Here is a 20,439-nt window from a genome sequence, read left to right on the forward strand (position 1 = left end):
ATGGTTGAGGTTCCAGGCGCCCTGCAGTGGCTGCTGGAGGTCGTCGCCGGGTCCGAGTACCCGGAGGGCGACCCGGACGGGATGCGCGGTCTGGCCGGTGACTGGCGCACCGCCGCAACGGAATTGCGCAAGATCCTGGCGGATATCGATGCCGCCAAGGAGGCGACCCGCGACGCGTATCCGCAGGGCGCCGGGGTCGAGGCGATGCTCGCCGATCTCGACGTTTATCGCAACGGCGACCAGTCACTGGACTTGCTGGCCAAGGACTTCGAGAGCCTTGCCGAGGCGGCGGACGGCGTCGGCACCGAGATCGAGTACGCGCAATTGATGGTGATCACCTCGATCGCCTTGCTCGCGTTGGAGATCGCGATCGCGTGGCTCTTCCCGCCGACCGCGCCCGCTACCGAGGCGCTGGCCATCATCGGCACCAGAGCGACCGTTCGGTGGATCGCCGCGCGCTTGATGAATCGAGTCGTGCAGCTGCTGTCGAGGGTGCTCGGCAGGCGGCTGGCCACCTTTCTGGTCCGGCATGTGGCGATCGATACGGTGATCGGCACCGGACAAGACCTCGGCATCCAGGAGTACCAGCGGCAGGCCGGACATCGGAAGAACATCGACTGGACGCAGGTCGGCATCACCGCGATCAGTTCCGCTGCCGGTGCGGGGGTGGCCAGTCCGATCGGCGAACGGCTCGGCCGACGGCTCGGCAGAGTGGTGGGCGACGACGGGCAACCCAGGATTCGGCCCGCGGTCACCGGCGCGATCACCGGCACCGTTGCCGGCACGGCCGGTGCGGTCGGCGGCTTCGCGGGCAGTATCGGCGCGCAGCTCATGATCGCCGCGTATCAGGGCGACGGCAACTGGGATTGGGGCAAAGCCTGGGACGGCCTGAACATCAAAGACCAGTTCGATTGGCGCATGCTCACCGCGGGAGCGACGAACGGCGCCATGTCAGGAGCGAACCGGGCGACGGCCGACAGCTTCTATCGCAACCGGCATCCCGATTGGTATCGGCCGCCCGGCGGCCCGGCGGACCCGAATAGTGGTCCACCCGGCGGACATTCGCCCGCCGGAACACCGCCGGGTGGTGGTGGAGACAATTCGGCGCGAAATGGGGGTCCGGGTAACCGGGTGGCCGCAGGACCGGGCACTGGAGACGGGCCGACTGCCGGTCGCGGTGCGGGTGATGGTTCCGTGAATGGCCGCTCTGTCGCCGATACGTCGGTGAACGGGCATGTGGCGGGCGACGATTCAGTGAATGGCCGCGTCGCAGGAGATGATTCGACGAGTGGTCGTGTCGCGGACGATGGTTCGGCCAACGGCCGTGGCGGGGACGATGGTTCAGCCAACGGCCGTGGTGCGGGAGATAGTTCGGCTGTTCACCCCGCCGCCGGTGACGCCGACGCACCCGCGGGTTCGGACAGCGGTGCGCGGCCGACTGGAGAGCCCGTTGTCGGCGCGAACGACCCTGCCGGGCATGTGGATTCGAACTCCGCCCAGGATTCGGACAACACAGTTGACGGATCGGCTACGGACAATCGCGCGGGAGCCCCGTCGGCGGAGCCCGCCAAGATGCCGGTCGCGGGTGTCGACGCCGGAGTTCACGCCGAGCCCGCACCTAGCGGTACGAACCACGCGCCATCGGCCGGTGACGGGTCATCCGCTCGGCCCGCGGTGGGCCAGGAGATGCACGCGGGTTCCGACAACAGTGGCGGAGTAGTTACCGCTTCCCCTTCGGATAGCGCCGCACAGCAACCACATCCGGCTGCGACCGATGCAGACGGGATGGCCACCGGTGACCGGCCGGGAAGTACTCAGGTACAACCCGCGCAGACCCCACTCAACGGAGTCGATCCCACCGATACGCCGGTCAACGGTACGGATCACGGGACGACGACGCCGGAAACCGGAAACGACGGAACGCCAGCGATCGGCGACCGCTCCGGGCAGCAGGCGCCAGCTGTGCCCGGCCCCACGCACACCGGTACCGGCCCCGCTCACCTCGGCTCCGACGCACGCGTCGGCGCCGAGCCGCGGACCAGTCCCGAAGTACGCAACGGTGCTGAGGCACGCAGTGGTGCACCATCGTCCACCGCACGCCCCGATGCCCAGCCCCCCACGCGCCCACAGCCCACCGCCGACGCACCCGCACGTTCACAACTCGGCGCCGAACCCAGAACCGCCGAGCCGCGCGCCGGTACTCCGGAAAGCCGCCCCGCCGCCAACTTCCGCGCCGATGCGTCGCGAGCCGGTGCCGCGGACACCAGGACCGGTCTCGGCGACAACGCCATCGTCGCCGAACCACACAGCAGCGTCGCCGATGCACGCACCGAAACACGCTCTGGCACAGCAAGGGTGGCGGACGACGGCTCCCGTATGCGACCGGTCCTCGGTGTCGCCGAACCGGATCATGGTCAGGCTGCGCCAGACCGCGGTCGGGTTGAGCAGGATTACGGTCGCGCCGAGCCGGATAGCGGTCGGGCTGAGCAGGATCGCGATGGCGCTGACTCGGACCGCGATCGGACCGAGCAGGATCGCGGTCAGGTCGAGCAGGATCGTGGAGGGGCAGAGCAGGATCGTGGAGGGGCGGAGCAGGATCGTGGAGGGGCGGAGCAGGATCGCGGTCGGGCGGAGCAGGATCGTGGAGCGGCCGAGTCCACGCGGTCGCGGCCCGACGATGCCCAAGCCAGCCGTCGCCCCGACCAGCCAGGCACGCCCCTCCCACCGGAAAACGTGCTGGCCTTCCCGTTGCACCCCAGCGATACGGGCGGGCGCGATGCGGCCTCGCGCACGACGCCACGACCGGGAATGGGCGACAACAGGTTCGGCGCGAACCGTCCGGAAAGCCGCGCGACCGACCGGCTCGCCGCGGCAGCCGAGGACTGGTCGGACCGGTCCGCGGCCATGGAGGGTGAGCGCGGCGGCGACCCAGATGGACCCGCTGATCGTTCGCCCGAGGACGCGACGCCACGGATCGATGACGAATGGACGCGCCGGGATGCCGCCGAGATCGAGCGGATACTGAAGCAGCGGTACGGGTTCGAGGAAATCGTCGGGTTCGACAACCCGGACGTTCCGGCGGACGTGCTGCGCGAGTTCGCGCGAGCCGTCGATGAAAAGCTATCCGAGAACCCCGAGATCGACCTGCGCCGCCTGCGTATCCTGCCGCTCGCGCCCAACCCGGAAACCGGCGCGCCGGTCTACGCGCGGGCCCACTACGACATCGATCCGAACGACATCTACTCGTATCACACCAGCGCGATCACGCTGAACGCCGACGTGGCCACCAACCCGGATGCGATGCGCTCCTCCAAGCTGCGTGCCGAACAGGTGCGGCACGCCCCACCCGGCGCCGCAGCGCGCCCGGTGTACGCGACGATCCTGCACGAACTCGGCCACGCGCTTGACTTCGCGGGCGGCATGCGCGCTCGCAGCCAGGTCGAGGACGCGCTGCTGAATCATTACCGGGAAACCTACGGCCACGTGGATCCGGACGAGTACAGCGTGTGGCTGAACAAGCTCAGCGGCTACAGCTTCGACCGGCACGGCAATCTCAATCTGCCCGAAGCCCTCGCCGACGCGTACCTGGATGTTCAGCTGAACGGCAGGCACGGCGAACTTCGACCCGATGGCACCGAGGGCAAGGCCTCGGAGCCCGCGACCGTGCTGCACGACCTGCTGATGCGGGAGGCCAAGGGCGACGCGGAATCCTCCAGTCGTCCGGACGATGTCATCATCGGCCTGCCACCCAATGCGGACCCGGGCTCGTCGCGTCCCGAAAAGCCCTCGCCCCGACCGGAATCCGTCGGTGACGACAACAGCGGCACGCCGAGCCGCCGCCACGAGGATGCGGAAGGCCCGCCGCCGGAAGAAGGCTCACCCGACCCGGAGCCGACCCGAGCTCCCGGCGATAAATCGAGCGGCAAACCGGAAGGTATAGGCGCACAGCCAGATCCGTCTGAATCGCGTCACCCCCCTGGCGAAGAGTCGACCGGCAAACCGGAAGCGCGCGGCCCGGAACCAGAGCCGCAACGCCAACCCGAACCGGAGCCGAACGCCGGGCCGAGGCCGCGTTTCGCCGAGCCCGGCGAGACCCGTCCGCATTTCCTCGACGTGGACGGTGAACAGCTGCCGCTGTGGTTGCGCGCCGACAATACGGGCCGCTGGCAGATCGGACTGCGCCAGCCACACGAGCCCGTGCCCAACGAACCCGACGCCAACCAGGCCGAGCCGGACGCGGCCGCCTCGACCAAGCCGGAGCCGGAACCGGCCGCGCAGTCCGAGCCGCCGTCGCGCCTGCGCCGTCTCCTCGACATGATTCGCGCCGGATACCAAGGCCTCGTCCCGAAGTACCCATCGGGATCGGGGGTGGACAGCGCCGGTCAATCGATGCTCAGCCATCAGGCCGGTGTGCCGCTGATCAAGCACACCGATCAGGGCGACGTGCTGCAAACCAAGTTCAGCCCCGTGCGCATCCTCAAAGAGGGCGCGACCATGTGGAAGAACCGCGAGCTCATCCCGTTCCTGAACCACCTGACCAGCCGGATTCCAGACCAGACCGGCCACTACTCGGTGCCGCGCACTCGCGACGGCGAGGAGTACCGCTACTGGCTGGACGAGGCGGACCCGGAGCTGGTGCGCAAGGAACTCGGAGTGGAACTCGAGGACTTGCGGCGCGAAGCCGCCGAAGAAGACCGGCGCGCGAAGGAGAACGAGACCGGCGAAACCGCCCCGCCACCGGAAAGCCCCGAACTGCCTCGCGTGCACCCGAATACGACGGGCGTGTTCCGCGAATTGATGGACGAGCTGACCGACGCGGCGGGCCGTCGCGCGGATCTGTCCGACGTGCTGAAGGCCGAAGCCAGACGCCTCGGCGTCGATCTGCCCGACACCGTCACCCTGGACGATGTCCGGCATGCGTTGCGCGTGCTGGAGTATCAGCAGGCTCGTCGCATCGGAGCTCTGGCCGGACTGGTCGAAGCCGCGCGGCGCTACAACTTCGAGAACCAGCGCATCCCCTACAGCGAACAGGTCAACTTCTTCGACTCCGACCCGATGAGCCGGTTCCTGCGCGAGGTAGTCCGCGCCAACGACCGCCCCACCAGCATGCTGGACTGGGAAGGCGTCAACAACGGCGGCGAACCGGGCCGGGACTGGGGCGATCTCACCTACACCGACCAGCCAGGGCTGGACGAGGGCATTCCGATCTACTTCGAGAACGCGCTGCGCCGCGACCAGCTCAAGGACGAACGGTCGGTTTGGGCGCAATTGCTCGGCGTCGATCTGGCGGGGCTGGACCAGCGCGCGACCGAGACGCTGACCGAGCAGTTGCACGACATCCGCGATCGCGCCGCCGAACTCGCGGATTTCCGCGACGAAGTCCACCGCTACCTGCGCACCGACGGCGAGGTGGACGAGCTCACCGGGATCGTGGCCGATATGGCGCTGCGTGCGTCGGTCGAGTCCGATGGTGGCTTCGTCTTTCCCGACGTGGACGGGCTCGGATTGGTCCCCGGTGAACCGGGCGAGCGGCCGCGGCTGGTGGTGATCGACGGACATCTCGACCACGAGCGGGTGCTCGCCGACGCGTTGGCCGAGCATCGGGACCTCGCCGAAGCGGTGAACACGGGGCTGGTCGATGTTGTGCACCGGGTCGCGCACGTGCAACCGGACGGGACCGTGCGGATCGGCGAGACAGATCCGTTGCAGGTGCGTCACATTCGCGAGGAGGTCGAGGGACGCACGCTGGACGTGACGGCGGTGCGTGACGAGGACGGGCCGTGGCGCGCCATCCCGGATCCGCAGCACAACGGCGGCGTCCGGCCCCGCGAAGCGGAGCCGGAACGGCTGTCCCGCAGCGAGATCGAGACGGCCAGGCAAGAGCTCGCGGATCGGCTCGCGGTGCCGAGCGAGGATCGGGATTCGCCGGAGCGCCTGCGGCAACTACGGCACGAGAACGCCATTCGGGCGGCCCAGATCGAGGCGGTCATCGACTATGCCCGCACCGCATGGGATATCGATGACTTCCACGCGCACGACGACGCGCGCTCGCAGCTGGCGAATCGGCTCGGACTGGACGAGGTGCCGCTGACCCCCGAACGGGTAGCGGAGGCGCTGCTGGATCCGAAGCTCGGCAAGGCGCGCCGCCTCCAGGCGGTCGAGGACCTGGTCGCCTACGCGAAACTGTTGCAAGGCACCGATGCCGACGTCGTCCTGGCCGCGCGGGACCGGCTGGCCGAGCGGCTCGGCGTCGGCGAACGACCGGGGCGGTTCCCGAAGGACCTGTACCCGCTGAAGTTCACCAAGGATCTGGCGCACCGGGTGCCGAACACCGAGGCTCTCGATCCGAAGAAGCTCGCCAAGGCCATCGGGAAACTGGCGCGCAGACCGCACGAGCGCGCGAACCTCGCCGACGCACTCGCCGAGTACTACCGGACGATCAACGGTCTCGACCCGTTCGATCCGGTGTCCCGTGGCGACCAGGCGATCGATCCTCGGGTCGCCGATGTCGAATTGCCGGTGCACGACAAGGCGATCGCGCATCTGCTCGACTTGGTCGGCGATGTCGGCGACCTCACCGACGCACTGGACGGCGAGGGTCTGCTCGCCCGGCACGACACGCCACCCGATCCGGACGACCTTGGGGCCAGCCGTGATTGGGCCAGGACCGTCGGCGTCGATCTCACCGAAGCCGACGCCAAGCGCTGGGCGAAGGTCTACGAGGTCTACCGCGACGGGAAGATCGACAAGAAAGAACGCCTCACCCCCGCCCAACTGGCCGAAGTGCAGGCCGCGCTGCGCGAAGAGGTCACCCGCCGCGGCGCCGACCTCGACGCACTGATCGATCTCACCGACCGGGCCGCCGCCCTCGACGCCGCACAGCAGCCGGAGGAGAACGGGAATACCGCGCCGCCCGATGATCCGTCGCTCGGAGCCGCCCCGCCCCGGCCCGATCCTCCGGACTCGGACAGCGGCGGAAAGCCCGAGCCGACCGGCGACGACGGCGACGGAACGAAGACGCCGCCGGATCCCGCGGGCAGCCCCGAGGAGCCGCCGCGGAACGGCGTCGACGCGGACCTGGCTCGGCAGGTGACCGATCGGCTGGCCGCCGAAAATGCCGCCGCCGTTGCGGAATTGGCCAGAGCGCGCGAGGTACGCGAGGCGGCCATGCGCGGTTTGCCCGTCGACGAGACCGGGCTGACCGAGGAGACACTCGAAGGCACCATCGACGCTTTGGCGACGAAGACGGTGCGGCAAACCCCGCACGGCAACGAAATGGCGGACTACCAGGCGCGGGTCGCGGCGCTGGAAGAAGCGGCCGTCGCCGTCAATCAGGCCGAAGCCAAAGTGGCCTTCCTGGACGAAATGGTCGCGTTGGCCATGGAGCGCGAAGCACTCGCAGAACAAGGCGCCCGTCCGGTGGGCGGCAGCAACCGAGTCGGCGCGGTCGATGGCGACCCGCCCCGCATCGTCGTGGTCGGCTGGAACGCGCCGGACCAGGTCCGCGCCGACCTCGCCGCCGAACACCCCTGGCTGGCACCTCTGCTCGACCGTTCCGACGTCGTCGTCAGCTACGTGGAGATCACCTACAGTCCGGACGGCCGAATCACCCACCTGCGCACCGACTTCGGTCCGGACGGGCCGATCCACAATCGCGCCGAAAAGCCGGTGCGCGCCGACGCCACCGATCTGGACCCGGTCCGTCAACTCGTACAGGCACAGCAGCGGGCCGACGCCGAATTCGATGCACTGCAACGCCGGAACGCCGAACGGCATCAGGACTCGCAGCGAGACACCGACGCTGAGTTCGATGAAGCGCAGCGTCGGATCGATGAGCGATACGCGGAGGCGCAGCGGGCCGTTGAGCGCCGTATCGAAGAGGCGCGGCGGTCGTCGGACCGGACGGAGGCCGATTTCGATGCGCTGCAACGCCGAATCGCTGAGCGCCACGCGGAGTCGCAGCGGCACACCGACACTCGATTCGATGAAGCGCAGCGCCGGATCGATGAGCGATACGCGGAGGCGCAGCGCGCGGTTGAACGTCGTATCGCGGAGGCGTGGCGGTCATCGGAGGAAACCGAGGCCAGCTTCGATGCGTCCCGCCGCGACATAGCTGAGCAACATCAGGACTCACAGCAGCGAACCGAAGCCGATTTCGATGCGCTGCAACAACGGATCGCTGAACGGCACGCGGAGTCCCAGCGGCACACCGACACTCAGTTCGACGAGGCGCAGCGCCGCAGCGACGAGCGGTACGCGGAGGCACAACATGCGGCGCAACGCCGCGCCGACGAGGCCAAGCGCCTGCTGGATCAAGAGGAACCTCCGACCCAGCACCGTGCTTCGGCCCCGCCGCGCGCTCCCCACAACAGGGCGGAAGGTGACGTTCGAGTCTGGCCACCAGAGCAGGCACCGGGACAGCAGCCCGATGAGTCTGCGGGGACGGACAAGCCGCGCCACCCCACCGGCCTGGACGAGGACGGATCAGACGCGTCTGGTGCACGTCCGGAACTTGCTCCGCCGCAATCGGGTTCGCAGCCTGAGTCTTCTCGAACGGGGCCGTCCGAAGCCGACAGGTCGCTACCGCAGGAAGAGGGTGGCAATCAGAATTCACAAGATCCCGCGGCCCGGGAAAATGGCTCAGCCGAGCAGAAGCCGAAGGCCACTGCTGCCCGCCAACGGGATGATGGTGAGCAGGCACCGCCCGCGTCGGCACCGCATCAAGCGGGAGACGATGGTGTGCAGGGCCCGCCAGCGCGGCAGGGCGATGATGGTGGGCAGGAACCACCCGACTCACGGACGACCGACGGGGATGATGAACCGGTAGGGGAGTCGTCGCGTCCCATCTGGCGGTCGCATATTCCGCATCCGCCGCACCCCTACGACTTCGAGCTGCCGAACATCACCCTGTTCCCACCGGTCGTTCCCCAACCTCCCCAGCCCCCGGTTCCGCCCGAGCCGCCTCAGCCGCCCCCGGTCCCGCCGCAGCACCCGCCGACCGTGCCGAGTCAACCCAGGCCGCCCACGCCTCCGGCGATGCCCGAAATGCCGAAGCCGCCAACCCCCCAAGTACCTCCGCGGCCGTCGGAGTCGCCGAAACCCGCTGAGCCACCGATCCTTCCAGAGCAACCGCAGCTGCCCGAGGTACCGACCCTTCCGGAGCTGCCAACACCACCCGAGCTGCCGACCCCCGAGCTGCCGGTTCCGCCTGAGCTGCCGGTTCCGCCTGAGCTGCCGGTTCCGCCTGAGCTACCGGTCCCGCCTGAGCTGCCGGTTCCGCCAGAGCTGCCGGTTCCGCCAGAGCTGCCGACTCCGCCCGAGCTGCCGACACCGGAGTTGCCGGTCCCGCCTGAACTGCCAACGCCGGAGCTCTCACCGCCACCTGGGCTGCCGGTCCAGCCAGCGATCCCGGACCGACCGCACCTCCCGGAATCCCCGCTACCACCCAGCTTTACGGAGTTGCCGGTACCGAAGCCGCCGTCCGACGTGCCGAATCTTCCGGTACCGCCGGAATGGCCGCAACCGTCGATGCTTCCGGAGGTACCCGAGCAACCGGGCTCTCCCGCGTCGCCGGAGTCTCCGCGCCCACCGGAGACACCGGTTCCGCCTGAGCTGCCGCACCTTCCGGTGACACCGAACGTGCCGGGGATGTCGCAGTTCTCGGACTCGACGGTGCCGCGCCTTCCTGATCCATCGCAGCCGTTGCGGGATCTCGCGGAGATGCCTGGTGCATCGGGCGTGCCGACGCCCGAGTGGCCTGGTCAACCAGAGCGTCCGAATTCAGCCGCTGCGCAGGAGCTTCCAGCATTGCCGGATTCGCAACCAGGTTCGCCAGTGCTGCCGAGCCATGCGGTGCCGCCGAGCTCGCTCCAACTGCCGCATCTGCCTGATGTGAATTCGGCGAACTCTCCTGGTCTGCTGGATACGCCGCTCGCACGGCGATGGGAGGAGTCGGCCGGTGGTTCGGCGTTGTCGGGGCCGAATGCTCCAGGGGTATCGGACCATTCGCATGCACCCTCGGAATCGGCTCCGCCTGGAGATCACCACACGCCGGTGGCGCTGGCCGGATCGCTGGATGGCGGGTCCGGCGGGCCGGGGGTGACTACACCGGGATCGGGGGATGGGCGGCAAAACGCTGGTCCCGGGCAAATGATGCCGCCGATGGCACCGCCACCCGCCCCGGGGCGGACGTCACGTGCCTTTCCACGAGCGTCGGCCTACGGCAACGGCAACGGGTCTTCAACAATCGGAACGCGCAGTAGCGCAAGCATTGTCGTGCGATCACACACCGGCTTCAGCGGGTTCGCCGACTTCGACCCAGTGACCGGAGTGCTGCGCGCCCACCCGTCGGGTCTGGGCTCGTTGGGTGGGGTGTTCGGCGAGTTGGGCGAGCTACCGGTGGTGTTCTACCGGGATGGCGGGCGGTTGATGGTGCGTGCGGGCGATCGGGTCATCGACTTGGACGCGGCGCATGTCGGCGCCGAATGGCAGCGGTTCGACGAAGCGACCACCCGCTTCCTGCTCACCGTGGCGGGAAGCGTCGTCTGCGACGTGCGCTACCGGTCCGTCCTGCCCGACATAGACCTGGGCCTGCTGATTCGGGACGTGCTGGCCGACCCCGACCGGCGTACCCGGATCTTCGCCGGATGACGGCCGCACGGACAATGGCGGAAATCGAGGAGGAACGATGCGCGAGGACTTCCCGAACGACGACGAACTACGGAGCAATTTCGAGGAGCTGCTCGCCTCGGTGCGCGGCGGTGACGGCCTGTTCACCGAGAGCGGCCTGGATACGGAAACCGAGAACGCCCTGCTCGCGATCGCCCGTGCCTACCCCGAGGTCCCCGATCACCTGATCACCGCCGCCCGCCGCGCATTCGCAGGACAACTGGACGGCTCGAACGCGGCGGCTGTCAAAGCGGCCACCGCCCGCAAAATCGCCGAAATCAACCGCCGCGGCACCACCCGCTGACCCCCGACGCGGAAACGCCGACCACACGACCGGCCAGGTTTCCAACAAACGACGCGACGGCATGTGCTGTTTGACGAAAAGGCCTGCTTGCTATTGCTAGCACCCCTCCTCGCTGGGTTCAATTGACGGATGGTCAATGGCGATCGAGGCTTTACCGGCGTGTCGGTGCCCAGTCGAGGCGCGATCTTCGCGTTGAACGCGACATTGCGTCCCCTGGGTTCGGTGCTGCCGCCGAACCGGTTCGGGGTGGCCGCCGCCCGGCTCGGCCTGGCTGCTTCCTGCAGGCTCTGGTTCGACCGCAAGCTGCCGCATCGGGTCGTCGACGAGCCGGGGCCGCGCGGCCGGACGGTCGGCGAGTGGGTCGGCGAACCGCCACGCCCCGGCACCCCGATCATCTACTACCTGCACGGCAGCGGTTACGTCGGTTGCAGCCCGACCACGCATCGTGGCCTGGTGTCGGAACTGGTGCGGCGGCTGGATCGCCCCGCCTTCACCCTGCGGTACCGGTTGGCTCCGAAGCACCGATTCCCGGCCGCGCACGACGACGTGCTCAACGGCTACCTGTGGTTGCTCGAGCACGGCCACGCCGCCGAAGACATTGTGCTGATGGGGGACTCGGCAGGCGGCCACATGTCGCTCGGTTTGGCGGTGCAGCTGCGTGCGCTCGGCATCGCCCAGCCCGCCGCGATCGTCGCGTTCTCGCCGCTGGTCGACGCGACCTGGGCGCTGGCCGCCGCGCGTCGCGCGCAGGTGTGGGATTCCTTCATGTCGCTGAGCCTGGCCAGCAAGATGACCGGGCTCTACACCGGCACAACCCATTTCGACGATCCACGACTGGACGTCCTGAGTGGCGTCGGCGCGGACCTGCCCCCGATGTTGCTGCAAGCCGGCGCCAGCGAGATGCTGAGCGCCGACGCCGAACGATTCGGCGAGGCGCAGCGCGCGGCAGGCGGACACTGCGAGGTCCAGTTGTGGCCCGGCATGTTCCACGTCTTCCAGGTCGGTCACCGCCTACTACCCGAAGCCCGCGCCGCGCTCACCGCCGTCGAACAGTTCGTCGCCGACGTGGCAACCCGGTCCGCCACCCGAGGCTCGCGCTCAGCCTAAGAAGTAGTTAATTTTCGCGGGCTCGTAGCGGCAGTCGCGGGCCCCGCGCAGCGGCCGGGTCGCGCGGGAAAGGGGTGTGCACACCCGATATCGGGTGTGCGTCCGCGCCGTTCCAGGGTCGATGATGTCGCCGTGAGCCCATAATGATTGTGGATTGCGCCCGGAGCTCTCGTTCGGTTGAATCCTCTTAGGCGCCACTCGAATGCGCATCATGCGAGGTGGTGGCCGAGCGCGGGTGGGGAACGTCAGGAGGAGCGTTCAACGTGGGAAATGACTCGCCATGGTCCGAGCTGCGGGCGCAGCAAAAGGGCAATGGAGACATCGTCAAGGTTGATACCGGTGTTGCCCATGGCTGCGCGAAGGCATGCTCGGACATGATTCGTGAGCTCAGGGGCTATCAAAAGATCATCAACACCGAGCACATCGAGACGATGGAGCGCCTGAGCCCGCTGTTCAGCGGCTTGAACCTGACCGAGGCGTTCAAGAAGAAGTCGCGTGACCTGAACGACAAACTCGATCAGCACATCAAGGCGCTGACCGATCTGGGGGACCTGTTCAAGACCGCGGGACTCGCGTACGCGAACCAGGACGCCGACTCCAAGGCGAAATTCAAGGAAACCATCCCGAGGCTCGGCCAGGTCGACACCGCACCGTCCGGCAACGACATCAAGTACAGCGCGCCGGACTACAACAAAAACAAGACGTCGACCATGCCCGCCGAAAAGCCCACGATGCCCGCGTCGATCAAGGACACCGAGCCCATCGACGTCGGGCTGGAAGCCCCGAAGAGCATGATGGGGCCACAGCTGGTCTCGCTCAGGGAGAGCTCTAAACCGGAGGCGGCGTTCCGGGCCGGTGCCGTCTGGAAGACCCTGTCGGAGCGGCTCGTCGGCGAGTCCTACAAGCTCGAGCAGCATCTGCAGAAGGTCACGGTCGACAACTGGCGCAGCCCCGGCGCGGACAAGGCGGTCGGCGCGGTCCAGCGATACGGAGCCGTCGTCCAGCAGTTGGCGATGCGCATGCAAGTGGTCGGCAATTACCTCACCTACACCTCGCAGTGGCTGAGCGCGACGGTGTCTGCGATGCCGTACTCGCACCAAGGCCTGTCGGAAAGCCAGTTGAACGAGTACCGCGACAAGTACCGGGATACGTACGCGCGGGGCATGACCGACACCACCCAGGCTTTCCCCGTTCTTCCCGACCCGAACTACGACCTCACTCCTAAACAGCCGCCCGGCCAGCAGCCTGGTCAGCAACAACCCGGCCAGCAGCAACCGGGCCAACAACAGCCCGGTCAGCAGCAGCCCGGTCAACAACAACCTGGCCAACAGCAGCCTGGTCAACAACAGCCCGCCCAGCAGCAACCCGCCAAGCAGCAGCAGCAGCCCACCGGCGGCGGCCCGGGCGGTCCTGGACCCGGCGGACCCGGCCCGAAGGCGGGCGTGCCCGCGGGTCAGACCACGCAGGACCCCTCGAAGCTCGTGGAAGCGGTTTCCAAACAACAAGTCAAGCCCGAGGTCGAACCGAAGCCGGCGTCGGAAGAGAAGTCCGGGCCGAAGGAAGACAAGGACCCGCAGAAGCCGGGTACCGGCGATGGCAAACCATCGACCCTCCCCGCGGCCGCGTCGAGCGGTCAGGACATGATCGGCCCGCTCACCAACGCCCTCTCCTCGGGCGTGCAGGCGCTGAGCACCGGCATCCAGGGCGCGGTGGAAGCCGCCACGCAGATGCATGCCGCCGAGCTGGCCGCGGCTCAGCAACAGCAGCTGCAGATCCCCGACGGCCAGCAACCCGGCGAGCACGACGGCCAGCCGGGCGACGCCGACGACAAAGACAAAGACGATAAGGACGACAAAGACAAGGACGAGAAGGACAAAGACGAGAAGGACGGCAAGGACAAGGAAGAAGAAACCAATCCCCTGCTGAGACTCTTTCCGCGCGCGGAACTTCCGTCGATCCCCACCATGTCCGGCGTCCCCCAGCCGCTCGCCGCGGCGTTCCCGTTCGGCCCCGGCGAGCCAGGCAACGGCGCGCCGCAGGCCCCGTGGGCGGCGGGCGTCCCCAACGCGTTCGCGTCGGGAACTCCAGGGGCACTGGGGATTCCGGGCATAGGCGACGGAAGCGTGCCCGAAGCCGCGGTCCGCGCTGCCTCGACAGCCGAGGTTCCGCAGGCGTCGACCGCCGCGGGCGGCGAATTCGCCGCGGAACTCGGCTTGCCGGAATTGCGTCTGCCGCAGACCGATAACCCGGTGACCGAGACGTGACGCAGACCTGGACGTTCACCGACGACGAGTTCGACGCGCTGTGGGAACGCTATTCGAATACCCATCTCCCCGCGCCGTTCATGTACACCGCTCGCACCGTGCGTCTCGACGATTACGAACGTGAATCGTTCCAGACCTGGGAGCGGTTGCGGCGCACCCTGGACAGTTCCTTTCACGAGGTGCTGGAGACCTTCTTGCGGCCCGAAGTGTCCGTGGTCGGATACGGGTGGAACGAGCAGGACATGAACAACCCGGAGAAGCGGACCAGGGTGCGCGCGGTCCGGGCCGGTTCGCGCGGTTACCTGATGACCCAGCTGCCCGGCGAAACGATCTGGCACAGCGGCGGTTTCGTCATCACCGACTGCGGACCGCACGGCCTGGCCGAGGCGGCGCTCGCGGCGTTGCCGCAGTCGGACAAGGCCGGTCGCCTGAAAAACGTTCCGATCGTGGTCAACCGGCACGACGACGGCGACTACGACACGGCGGGTTCGGTCGCCTTGGACTACTCCCGCGATTCCTCGGCCCAGCGCAGCCAGCAGTTCTTCGACATACCCGCGACGAGCACCGGCGCGATCACCATCCACCAGGGTCGGTCGAAGTTCGGTCCGCGCGGCATCTTGCAGGAGATCCTGATGTGGCGGGACCTGCCCGATGACGGCCGGTACATCATCAAGGTCGACAACGCTCCGGTGGCCATCGGTGTCGGGCCGGAACGGCTGCGCAGAATGGTCGACGACGCGATCGAGATGATTCTGGAACGGATGGAAACGCACTGGGAACCGGATGGTTTGCCGGAGCGCGGACGCTGGTAACCCGAGGTCCGGCCGTGCGAGCGGGCTTGTCGTTCCCGTCGCTTCGTAGCGTTTTGTTCAGCGGTCGCCCGCCCCGCCGCTGTGCCAGTATGGGGCGGTAGGACAGCTCGGGCATCGGGTCTCGGTGCATGGATGAGGAGATTGCTGCGACGTGACCACACCAGGCGACGAGGCTGCTGACCGCCGGCCAGGAGACGAGTCGGCCGCGGAACATGCCGGACCGGCGAACGACCCGTCGGCCGCGACCGACGACCAACCCGCGGGCCAGCCGGACGACTCGACACCCTCGCCCGAAGATGCCAAGGCCCAGGCCTTTATGCGGGAGTTCATGACCTCGCTGTCGGACGAGAGCGCGACGGACGAGCCGGGTACGGACGAATCCGCCGAGGACGCGCCGACCGACGCCGACAGCGAGGCGTTCATGCGCGAGTTCGTGAACGCCTTCGCGGAGTCCGGTGAAGAACCCGATGTCGGCTTCACCCTGCTAGAGCAGCCCCCGGCGGCGGACGTCGCCGAGCGCGCGAAACAGCTCGGTCACCAGATGGCCAGGGAGCTGGCGGCGTTGGGCCCGCAGGGCTGGCGGCGGTTGGAGGCGGTATTCGCTCTGACGACCAGCGCGGAGACCGCGTTTGTCGAGTACTCCGACGACGACCAGCGCTCGGTGCAGGCACAGCCGACCCCCGAGATCCTCGAACTGGCCAGGGAACACCGGGACGTGTCCGCGCGGCTGAGCGACGGCCCATGGTGGCGGCTGCTGATGACGCTGACCAGTTCCGGCGAGATCGAGGTCGACTACGACTACGGCGACGAGCCGTTCCCGGAGGACCAGCTCTTCCCGGCCGAGGTATATCGCGCCGACCTCGAGGCATATCCGCGGCAGACCCTGCCGGTGTGGCTGGCGGCCTACGTCGGCCACGGCGAACGCCAGTCGCGGCCCGCGCAGCTGGCCGCCGCGCAAGCACGAGCCGATCGCGCGGCGGGCGTGCGAGCTGTGTTGTCGCAGCACGAGTTTCCGGCGTTCCCGCTGATGTCGGCGCGCTGGGCAGTGATCGCCGCGGCGTTCGTCGCCGCCGGATCGCAGTGGGGACCACGGGTGCTGCCCGCGCTGGGCTGGTTCGAGGGCGCCAAGCGCAGCGGCTCGACGCTGTACACGCTGCCCGGCGGTCGGGCCGTGCTGTCGGGTGGAGTGTGGAACGCGCCCGAGCTACACGCCACCTACAACGAGGGCGCGCCGATGCCCGCGCTGTTCGCCGGTGCGCCCGAGTGGGTGGCCAACCCGGTGCTGAATCCCCGTGCGGCGAGCGGACTTCTGTCGTTCTGCTACTGGTGGGAGGGCGGCCGCTGGTATCGCGGCGAATCGCCGACCTCGGACCAGCTGGCCGAGGCGGTGCCCGGCGTCTGGACCGCCGACACGGTGGTCGACGTGGTGACCGGGCTGCTCGCGGAACAACCGACGGATCGCCAGCGCGAGGCGGTGGCCACACTGGTCTCGGCGGCGGAGGTCGGCGTCGTTACCCGCGACACCCTGGTCGATGTCTTCGGTGACGACGGCACCTTCGACATCGACAGCGCCCTGTACCAGCTCACCCTGGCCGGCGTGACACTGACGCTGCCGGAGCCGATGCCGCAGGCGGAGGCGATCGAGCGGGTGCGTCAGTACATTCTCGACCAGGAGATGGACACCAGCGGATACCCGTTGGAGAAGCTGCGGGCCGATCGGATCAGCGTGGGCTGGATGGTGTTCGTGCCGACCGAGCCCGGCGAGATCTCGATCGGTCGAGCGATCTTCTATATCGCCGATGACGGTGTGCTGGAACAGTCTTCGTCGTCCGTGGCGCCGTCGGTGTATATCGCGGATTTCGAGCAGCGTTTCCAGCAACGGCAGGGTTCGGTGAATGCGTGACGCACCGGTCCCGGCGGCGCAGGGGATATCCTTAAGCGACTGCTAAGTATTCGTCTTCCGGCTACATTCGCCGCACCCGCAGCGCCATTATCGAATCGTATTCATCGGCGGGTTAAGAGGATTCGATATGGCGGGTCATTCCGAGCGGACGGCGACCGGTTCGGCACTCGGCGATCGAGTGCGGGTGACCGTCGACGCGGACGGGATCGTGATCGACACCCATATCGAGCTCGGCGGAGAGCTGGTCGACTACGACACGCTCGCGCAAGCGCTGACCGAGGCGGCGCAGAACGCCCAGGCGGCGCTGAAACTTCAAGCGGCCCCCCACCGGTAGCCGAAGCCGCGGATCGTGACGATCAGGCCGGGCCGACCCAGTTTGGCGCGCAGGCCCGCCATGTGCACGTCGAGCACCCGCGATACCGCCGCCGAGGAGTCGCCCCAGATGCGGTCCATCATCTGCTGGCGACTCACCGCCGTACCGGGCCGTTCCACCAGGATCTGCACGAGCTGGAATTCCTTGGGGGTCAACGGTATTTCGCTACCCGCCACCACCACCTGGTGGGCAACCAGATCGACCCGGACGTCCTCGGTGACCACGTCCACCGGTGTCGGCTCCCGCGGCCCGGCCCGGCGGGTCACCGTCTCCAGGCGCGCGGCCAGCTCCGCGATGCGCGGCGGCTTCACCAGGTAGTCGTCGGCGCCACCGCGCAGCGCGGTCACGATGGTGTGCTCGCCACCGCGCGCCGTGAGGATCAGCACGGGCACCGAGCTGACCTGCCGTAACCGCCGAAGCACCTCCAGCCCATCGATATCGGGCAGGCCGAGATCGAGGATCACCGCGTCATAGTCGTGATACGAGGCGAGCAACTCGGCGCCGCGGCGTTTACGGTCGACGTGGTAGCCCCGGGCGGTCAGCGCCGCGACCAGGGCGTCTCCCACGCCGTCATCGTCTTCGACCACCGCAAGCCGCACGCGCCGATCCTCGCAAATCGCGAGGTCCGGTGCGCGCGGTTTCGCATTTACCGGGGATGACCAGCCGTCAGCAGGTCGGAAATAGCATTTCAGATTCTTAACAGTCCCTTGAGCTTCTTGTCCCCGGTATGGGGCTCGGTGCCCTTGTGCGCGTGTCACTATCGAAAAAAGACTGCGCAGCACCGGTCTCTCGGCAACAAGAACGGCACCTGATGAGCGACGAGAACTTCGAAGACGCCACCGGCGTAAGCGAACTCGCCGTCGCGGGTACCCGGTCGCCGCTGGCCCGTCTCGTCGCGGGGGTCGCCGCACTAGGCAGGCCAGGACTGCGGCGGGTGGACGCGGCGTTCGCGCTGACGGTGTCCGCCGAGTCGGCGCGCATCATCTGCACCGACGGAACCAGGGTGACCAGGATCGAGGCGCCGCCTGCGCTGCTCACGCTGGCCCGTGCGCACCGGGCCGAGTCGCTGACCGCCGTGGGCGGACCGTGGTGGCGATTGCTGGTGCGGGTGAACGCGTTCGGTGCGCCCGAAATCGACTACGACTACGGTGACGAGCCGTTCCCCGGCGATCAGTTGTTCCGGCCCGAGGCGTATCGCGCCGACGTGGCGGCGTATCCGCGCCCGCGCCTACCGGTGTGGCTCGCGGCGTATATCGGCCACCGCGACCGGCAGTCACGCAGTCCGCGCCGTGCCGAGGTCGCCGCCCGAGCCGATCGGACTCGCGGCATCCAGCCGACCCCGATCACCGAGGACCTGCCCGCCTGCCCCGAAATATGGGCGAGGTGGGCCACTCTTTCCGCGGTCTACGAGGCGGTTGCCGCCGATCCGGGGCCGCGGATCGTGCCGGACACGGCTTGGTTCGAGAGTGCGCGGAACGCGAGCAGCGGCTCCTCGTTGTACGCGCTGCCGGGCGACCGGGCGGTGCTCTCCGGCGGCGTGTGGAACGCGCCGACGCTGAACGCCGCGTACAACGGCGGCATCGACTTACCGAATCTCTATGCGGGCGCGCCCGGTTGGGTGACCAACACGGTGCTGAACCCCCGCGCGGCGGTCGGTCTGCTGTCCTTTTGCTTCTGGTGGGAAGGCGGCCGCTGGTACGGCGGCGAGTCGCCTTCGGTGCCGCAGTGCGGTGCGGCCTTGCCGCCGATCTGGAGCCCGGGCGCCGTGGTGGAAACCGCGGTGCGGCTGCTGTGGCAGCGCCCGGGGCCACGGCACCGAGCAGCGCTGGCGCGGCTGCTGTCCGCGGCCGAGCGCGGCGCGGTGACCAGGGAGGTAGTGCGGGATGCCGTGGGCGCGCAGCGGGATCTGGACGGTGCGCTTCGACAGCTGTCCGCCGCTGGATTGCTGGCGCCGTCCGGGGCTACGGTGGAGCGGCATTACCCACCGAACGTTCACCTACTGGACGGTTGGTATTTGTGCGATGATCGAATTGCGTTGTAGCCGAAGGACTGGAGGTCGTAATGGCAGGCAGGGTAGAGGCGAGTACGCAGGGTGTGCACAAGACCGGCACGCACGCGCATGAGGTGATCTGGAAGCTGGAACAGATCCTCGCCGCAATGGAACGGGCACACGCCGCCGGTTACGGCAAGTGGGGCACCGACGACTTCGGCAAGAGTTTCGAAAGCGAGAACGGCTACGTCGCCTCCTACGAGAACCTCAAATCCGTCATCCAGTCCCAGATCGCGCGGCTGCTCCAGTACGGCGAGGGGATGCTGACCAGCGCGGAATTGCTGCAGGACATGGAACTCGCGAACAAGCTGGGCGTCACCTTCGAATAGCGGGTCGAGGTAGCTGACGGTCGGCATCGCCGAGTCGAGGTGTCGGGGGTGAGGGTTAGGAGAGGTTGATGGCGTACGAACCAGCGAACGCGCAGCTGGCCGAGCTGATGGATTCGATCCATACCAGCATCAAGTCGATGGTGCGGTCACAGCAGAAGCAGGCGCTGCTCACGGCGACCGCGTACGCGGCCGGCAAGAAGGTCGCTGTCGTCGTCAACGCACGGGGCGTGGTGATCGAGACCCGATTCACCGAAGACATCAGCGATTTGACGCCGAAGGAACTCGCCGCCGCGGTGACCGCCGCAGCGCAGGATGCGGCCGGGCAGGTGGAACGGCAGACCAAAGCGATGATCCAGGAGTTGCGCGACGAGCAGGCGCGACTGCCGAAGATGTCGGAGATCGTGCAGGGCCTGCCCGACGTGGAGGAAATGCTGCCCACACTGCCGGAGGTCTCGCTGGCGCCGCCGCGTGCCCGCTCCCGCGCGCAAGCGGTGGACGACGAGAGCGTGGACGGAACCATGGAATTCACCGATGTCGTGCCGTTCGACCACGAGCGTCAGGATCGTTCGGGCTCCGATGTCGCCGAATCCGGTTGGTAGGCCCGGAGTTGCCGCTATGACAGGCCGCTG

The 20,439-nt window shown here is 68.1% G+C and carries 11 protein-coding genes; 10 read left to right on the forward strand and 1 reads right to left on the reverse strand.

All coding sequences use genetic code 11. The features are described from left to right. The 7 genes from KV110_RS04860 (at window position 1) to KV110_RS04890 (ending at window position 17,392) form a co-directional block, all read left to right on the forward strand. Window positions 1-10,650 (forward strand): WXG100-like domain-containing protein, encoded by a 10,650-nt coding sequence (locus KV110_RS04860; RefSeq protein ID WP_218473804.1) that lies wholly within the window; start codon window positions 1-3, stop codon window positions 10,648-10,650. A gap of 37 nt (window positions 10,651-10,687) precedes the next feature. Then, entirely contained in the window at window positions 10,688-10,972 is a 285-nt protein-coding gene (locus tag KV110_RS04865) for a hypothetical protein (protein ID WP_218473805.1), read from the forward strand. Between the two features lie 129 nt (window positions 10,973-11,101). After that, a complete protein-coding gene (locus KV110_RS04870) occupies window positions 11,102-12,079 on the forward strand; it encodes an alpha/beta hydrolase (protein WP_218473807.1) in 978 nt (325 codons plus the stop codon). Window positions 12,080-12,300: 221 nt separating this feature from the next. Further along, entirely contained in the window at window positions 12,301-14,343 is a 2,043-nt protein-coding gene (locus KV110_RS04875; protein ID WP_218473808.1) for a PPE domain-containing protein, read from the forward strand. Then, complete coding sequence (locus tag KV110_RS04880; RefSeq protein WP_218473810.1) at window positions 14,340-15,155, forward strand: ESX secretion-associated protein EspG; 816 nt, start codon at window positions 14,340-14,342, stop codon at window positions 15,153-15,155. Before KV110_RS04875 ends, KV110_RS04880 begins: the two co-directional genes overlap by 4 nt. Before the next feature lie 151 nt (window positions 15,156-15,306). After that, window positions 15,307-17,058 (forward strand): hypothetical protein, encoded by a 1,752-nt coding sequence (locus tag KV110_RS04885; protein WP_218473812.1) that lies wholly within the window; start codon window positions 15,307-15,309, stop codon window positions 17,056-17,058. A 127-nt stretch (window positions 17,059-17,185) separates the two neighbouring features. Next, complete coding sequence (locus KV110_RS04890) at window positions 17,186-17,392, forward strand: YbaB/EbfC family nucleoid-associated protein (RefSeq protein ID WP_218473814.1); 207 nt, start codon at window positions 17,186-17,188, stop codon at window positions 17,390-17,392. Here KV110_RS04890 and KV110_RS04895 read toward each other — a convergent pair. Continuing rightward, window positions 17,371-18,030, reverse strand: a complete 660-nt coding sequence (locus tag KV110_RS04895) for a response regulator transcription factor (RefSeq protein WP_218473815.1) — start codon at window positions 18,028-18,030, stop codon at window positions 17,371-17,373. The genes KV110_RS04890 and KV110_RS04895 overlap by 22 nt on opposite strands. A 212-nt stretch (window positions 18,031-18,242) precedes the next feature. Here KV110_RS04895 and KV110_RS04900 point away from each other — a divergent pair, with 212 nt between their 5' ends. The 3 genes from KV110_RS04900 (at window position 18,243) to KV110_RS04910 (ending at window position 20,409) form a co-directional block, all read left to right on the forward strand. Continuing rightward, the gene (locus tag KV110_RS04900; protein ID WP_218473817.1) at window positions 18,243-19,472 is read left to right on the forward strand and encodes a hypothetical protein; all 1,230 of its coding nucleotides are present in this window, start codon (window positions 18,243-18,245) and stop codon (window positions 19,470-19,472) included. Between the two features lie 20 nt (window positions 19,473-19,492). Continuing rightward, window positions 19,493-19,810: a hypothetical protein gene (locus KV110_RS04905; protein WP_218473819.1), complete on the forward strand. Its 318-nt coding sequence runs from the start codon at window positions 19,493-19,495 to the stop codon at window positions 19,808-19,810. 68 nt (window positions 19,811-19,878) lie between these two features. Continuing rightward, window positions 19,879-20,409 carry a YbaB/EbfC family nucleoid-associated protein gene (locus KV110_RS04910; RefSeq protein ID WP_218473821.1) on the forward strand — a complete coding sequence of 177 codons (531 nt, stop codon included), beginning with the start codon at window positions 19,879-19,881 and terminating at the stop codon, window positions 20,407-20,409. Window positions 20,410-20,439 lie beyond the last annotated feature (30 nt).

It is taken from the genome of Nocardia iowensis (genome assembly GCF_019222765.1).
Classification (GTDB): Bacteria; Actinomycetota; Actinomycetes; order Mycobacteriales; family Mycobacteriaceae; genus Nocardia; species Nocardia iowensis.

Coding starts and splice junctions, on each gene's coding strand:
- KV110_RS04860 (WP_218473804.1), top strand. CDS start 1: ATGGTTGAGGTTCCAGGCGCCCTGCAGTGGCTGCTGGAGGTCGTCGCC.
- KV110_RS04865 (WP_218473805.1), top strand. CDS start 10,688: ATGCGCGAGGACTTCCCGAACGACGACGAACTACGGAGCAATTTCGAG.
- KV110_RS04870 (WP_218473807.1), top strand. CDS start 11,102: ATGGTCAATGGCGATCGAGGCTTTACCGGCGTGTCGGTGCCCAGTCGA.
- KV110_RS04890 (WP_218473814.1), top strand. CDS start 17,186: ATGGCGGGTCATTCCGAGCGGACGGCGACCGGTTCGGCACTCGGCGAT.
- KV110_RS04900 (WP_218473817.1), top strand. CDS start 18,243: ATGAGCGACGAGAACTTCGAAGACGCCACCGGCGTAAGCGAACTCGCC.
- KV110_RS04905 (WP_218473819.1), top strand. CDS start 19,493: ATGGCAGGCAGGGTAGAGGCGAGTACGCAGGGTGTGCACAAGACCGGC.
- KV110_RS04910 (WP_218473821.1), top strand. CDS start 19,879: ATGGCGTACGAACCAGCGAACGCGCAGCTGGCCGAGCTGATGGATTCG.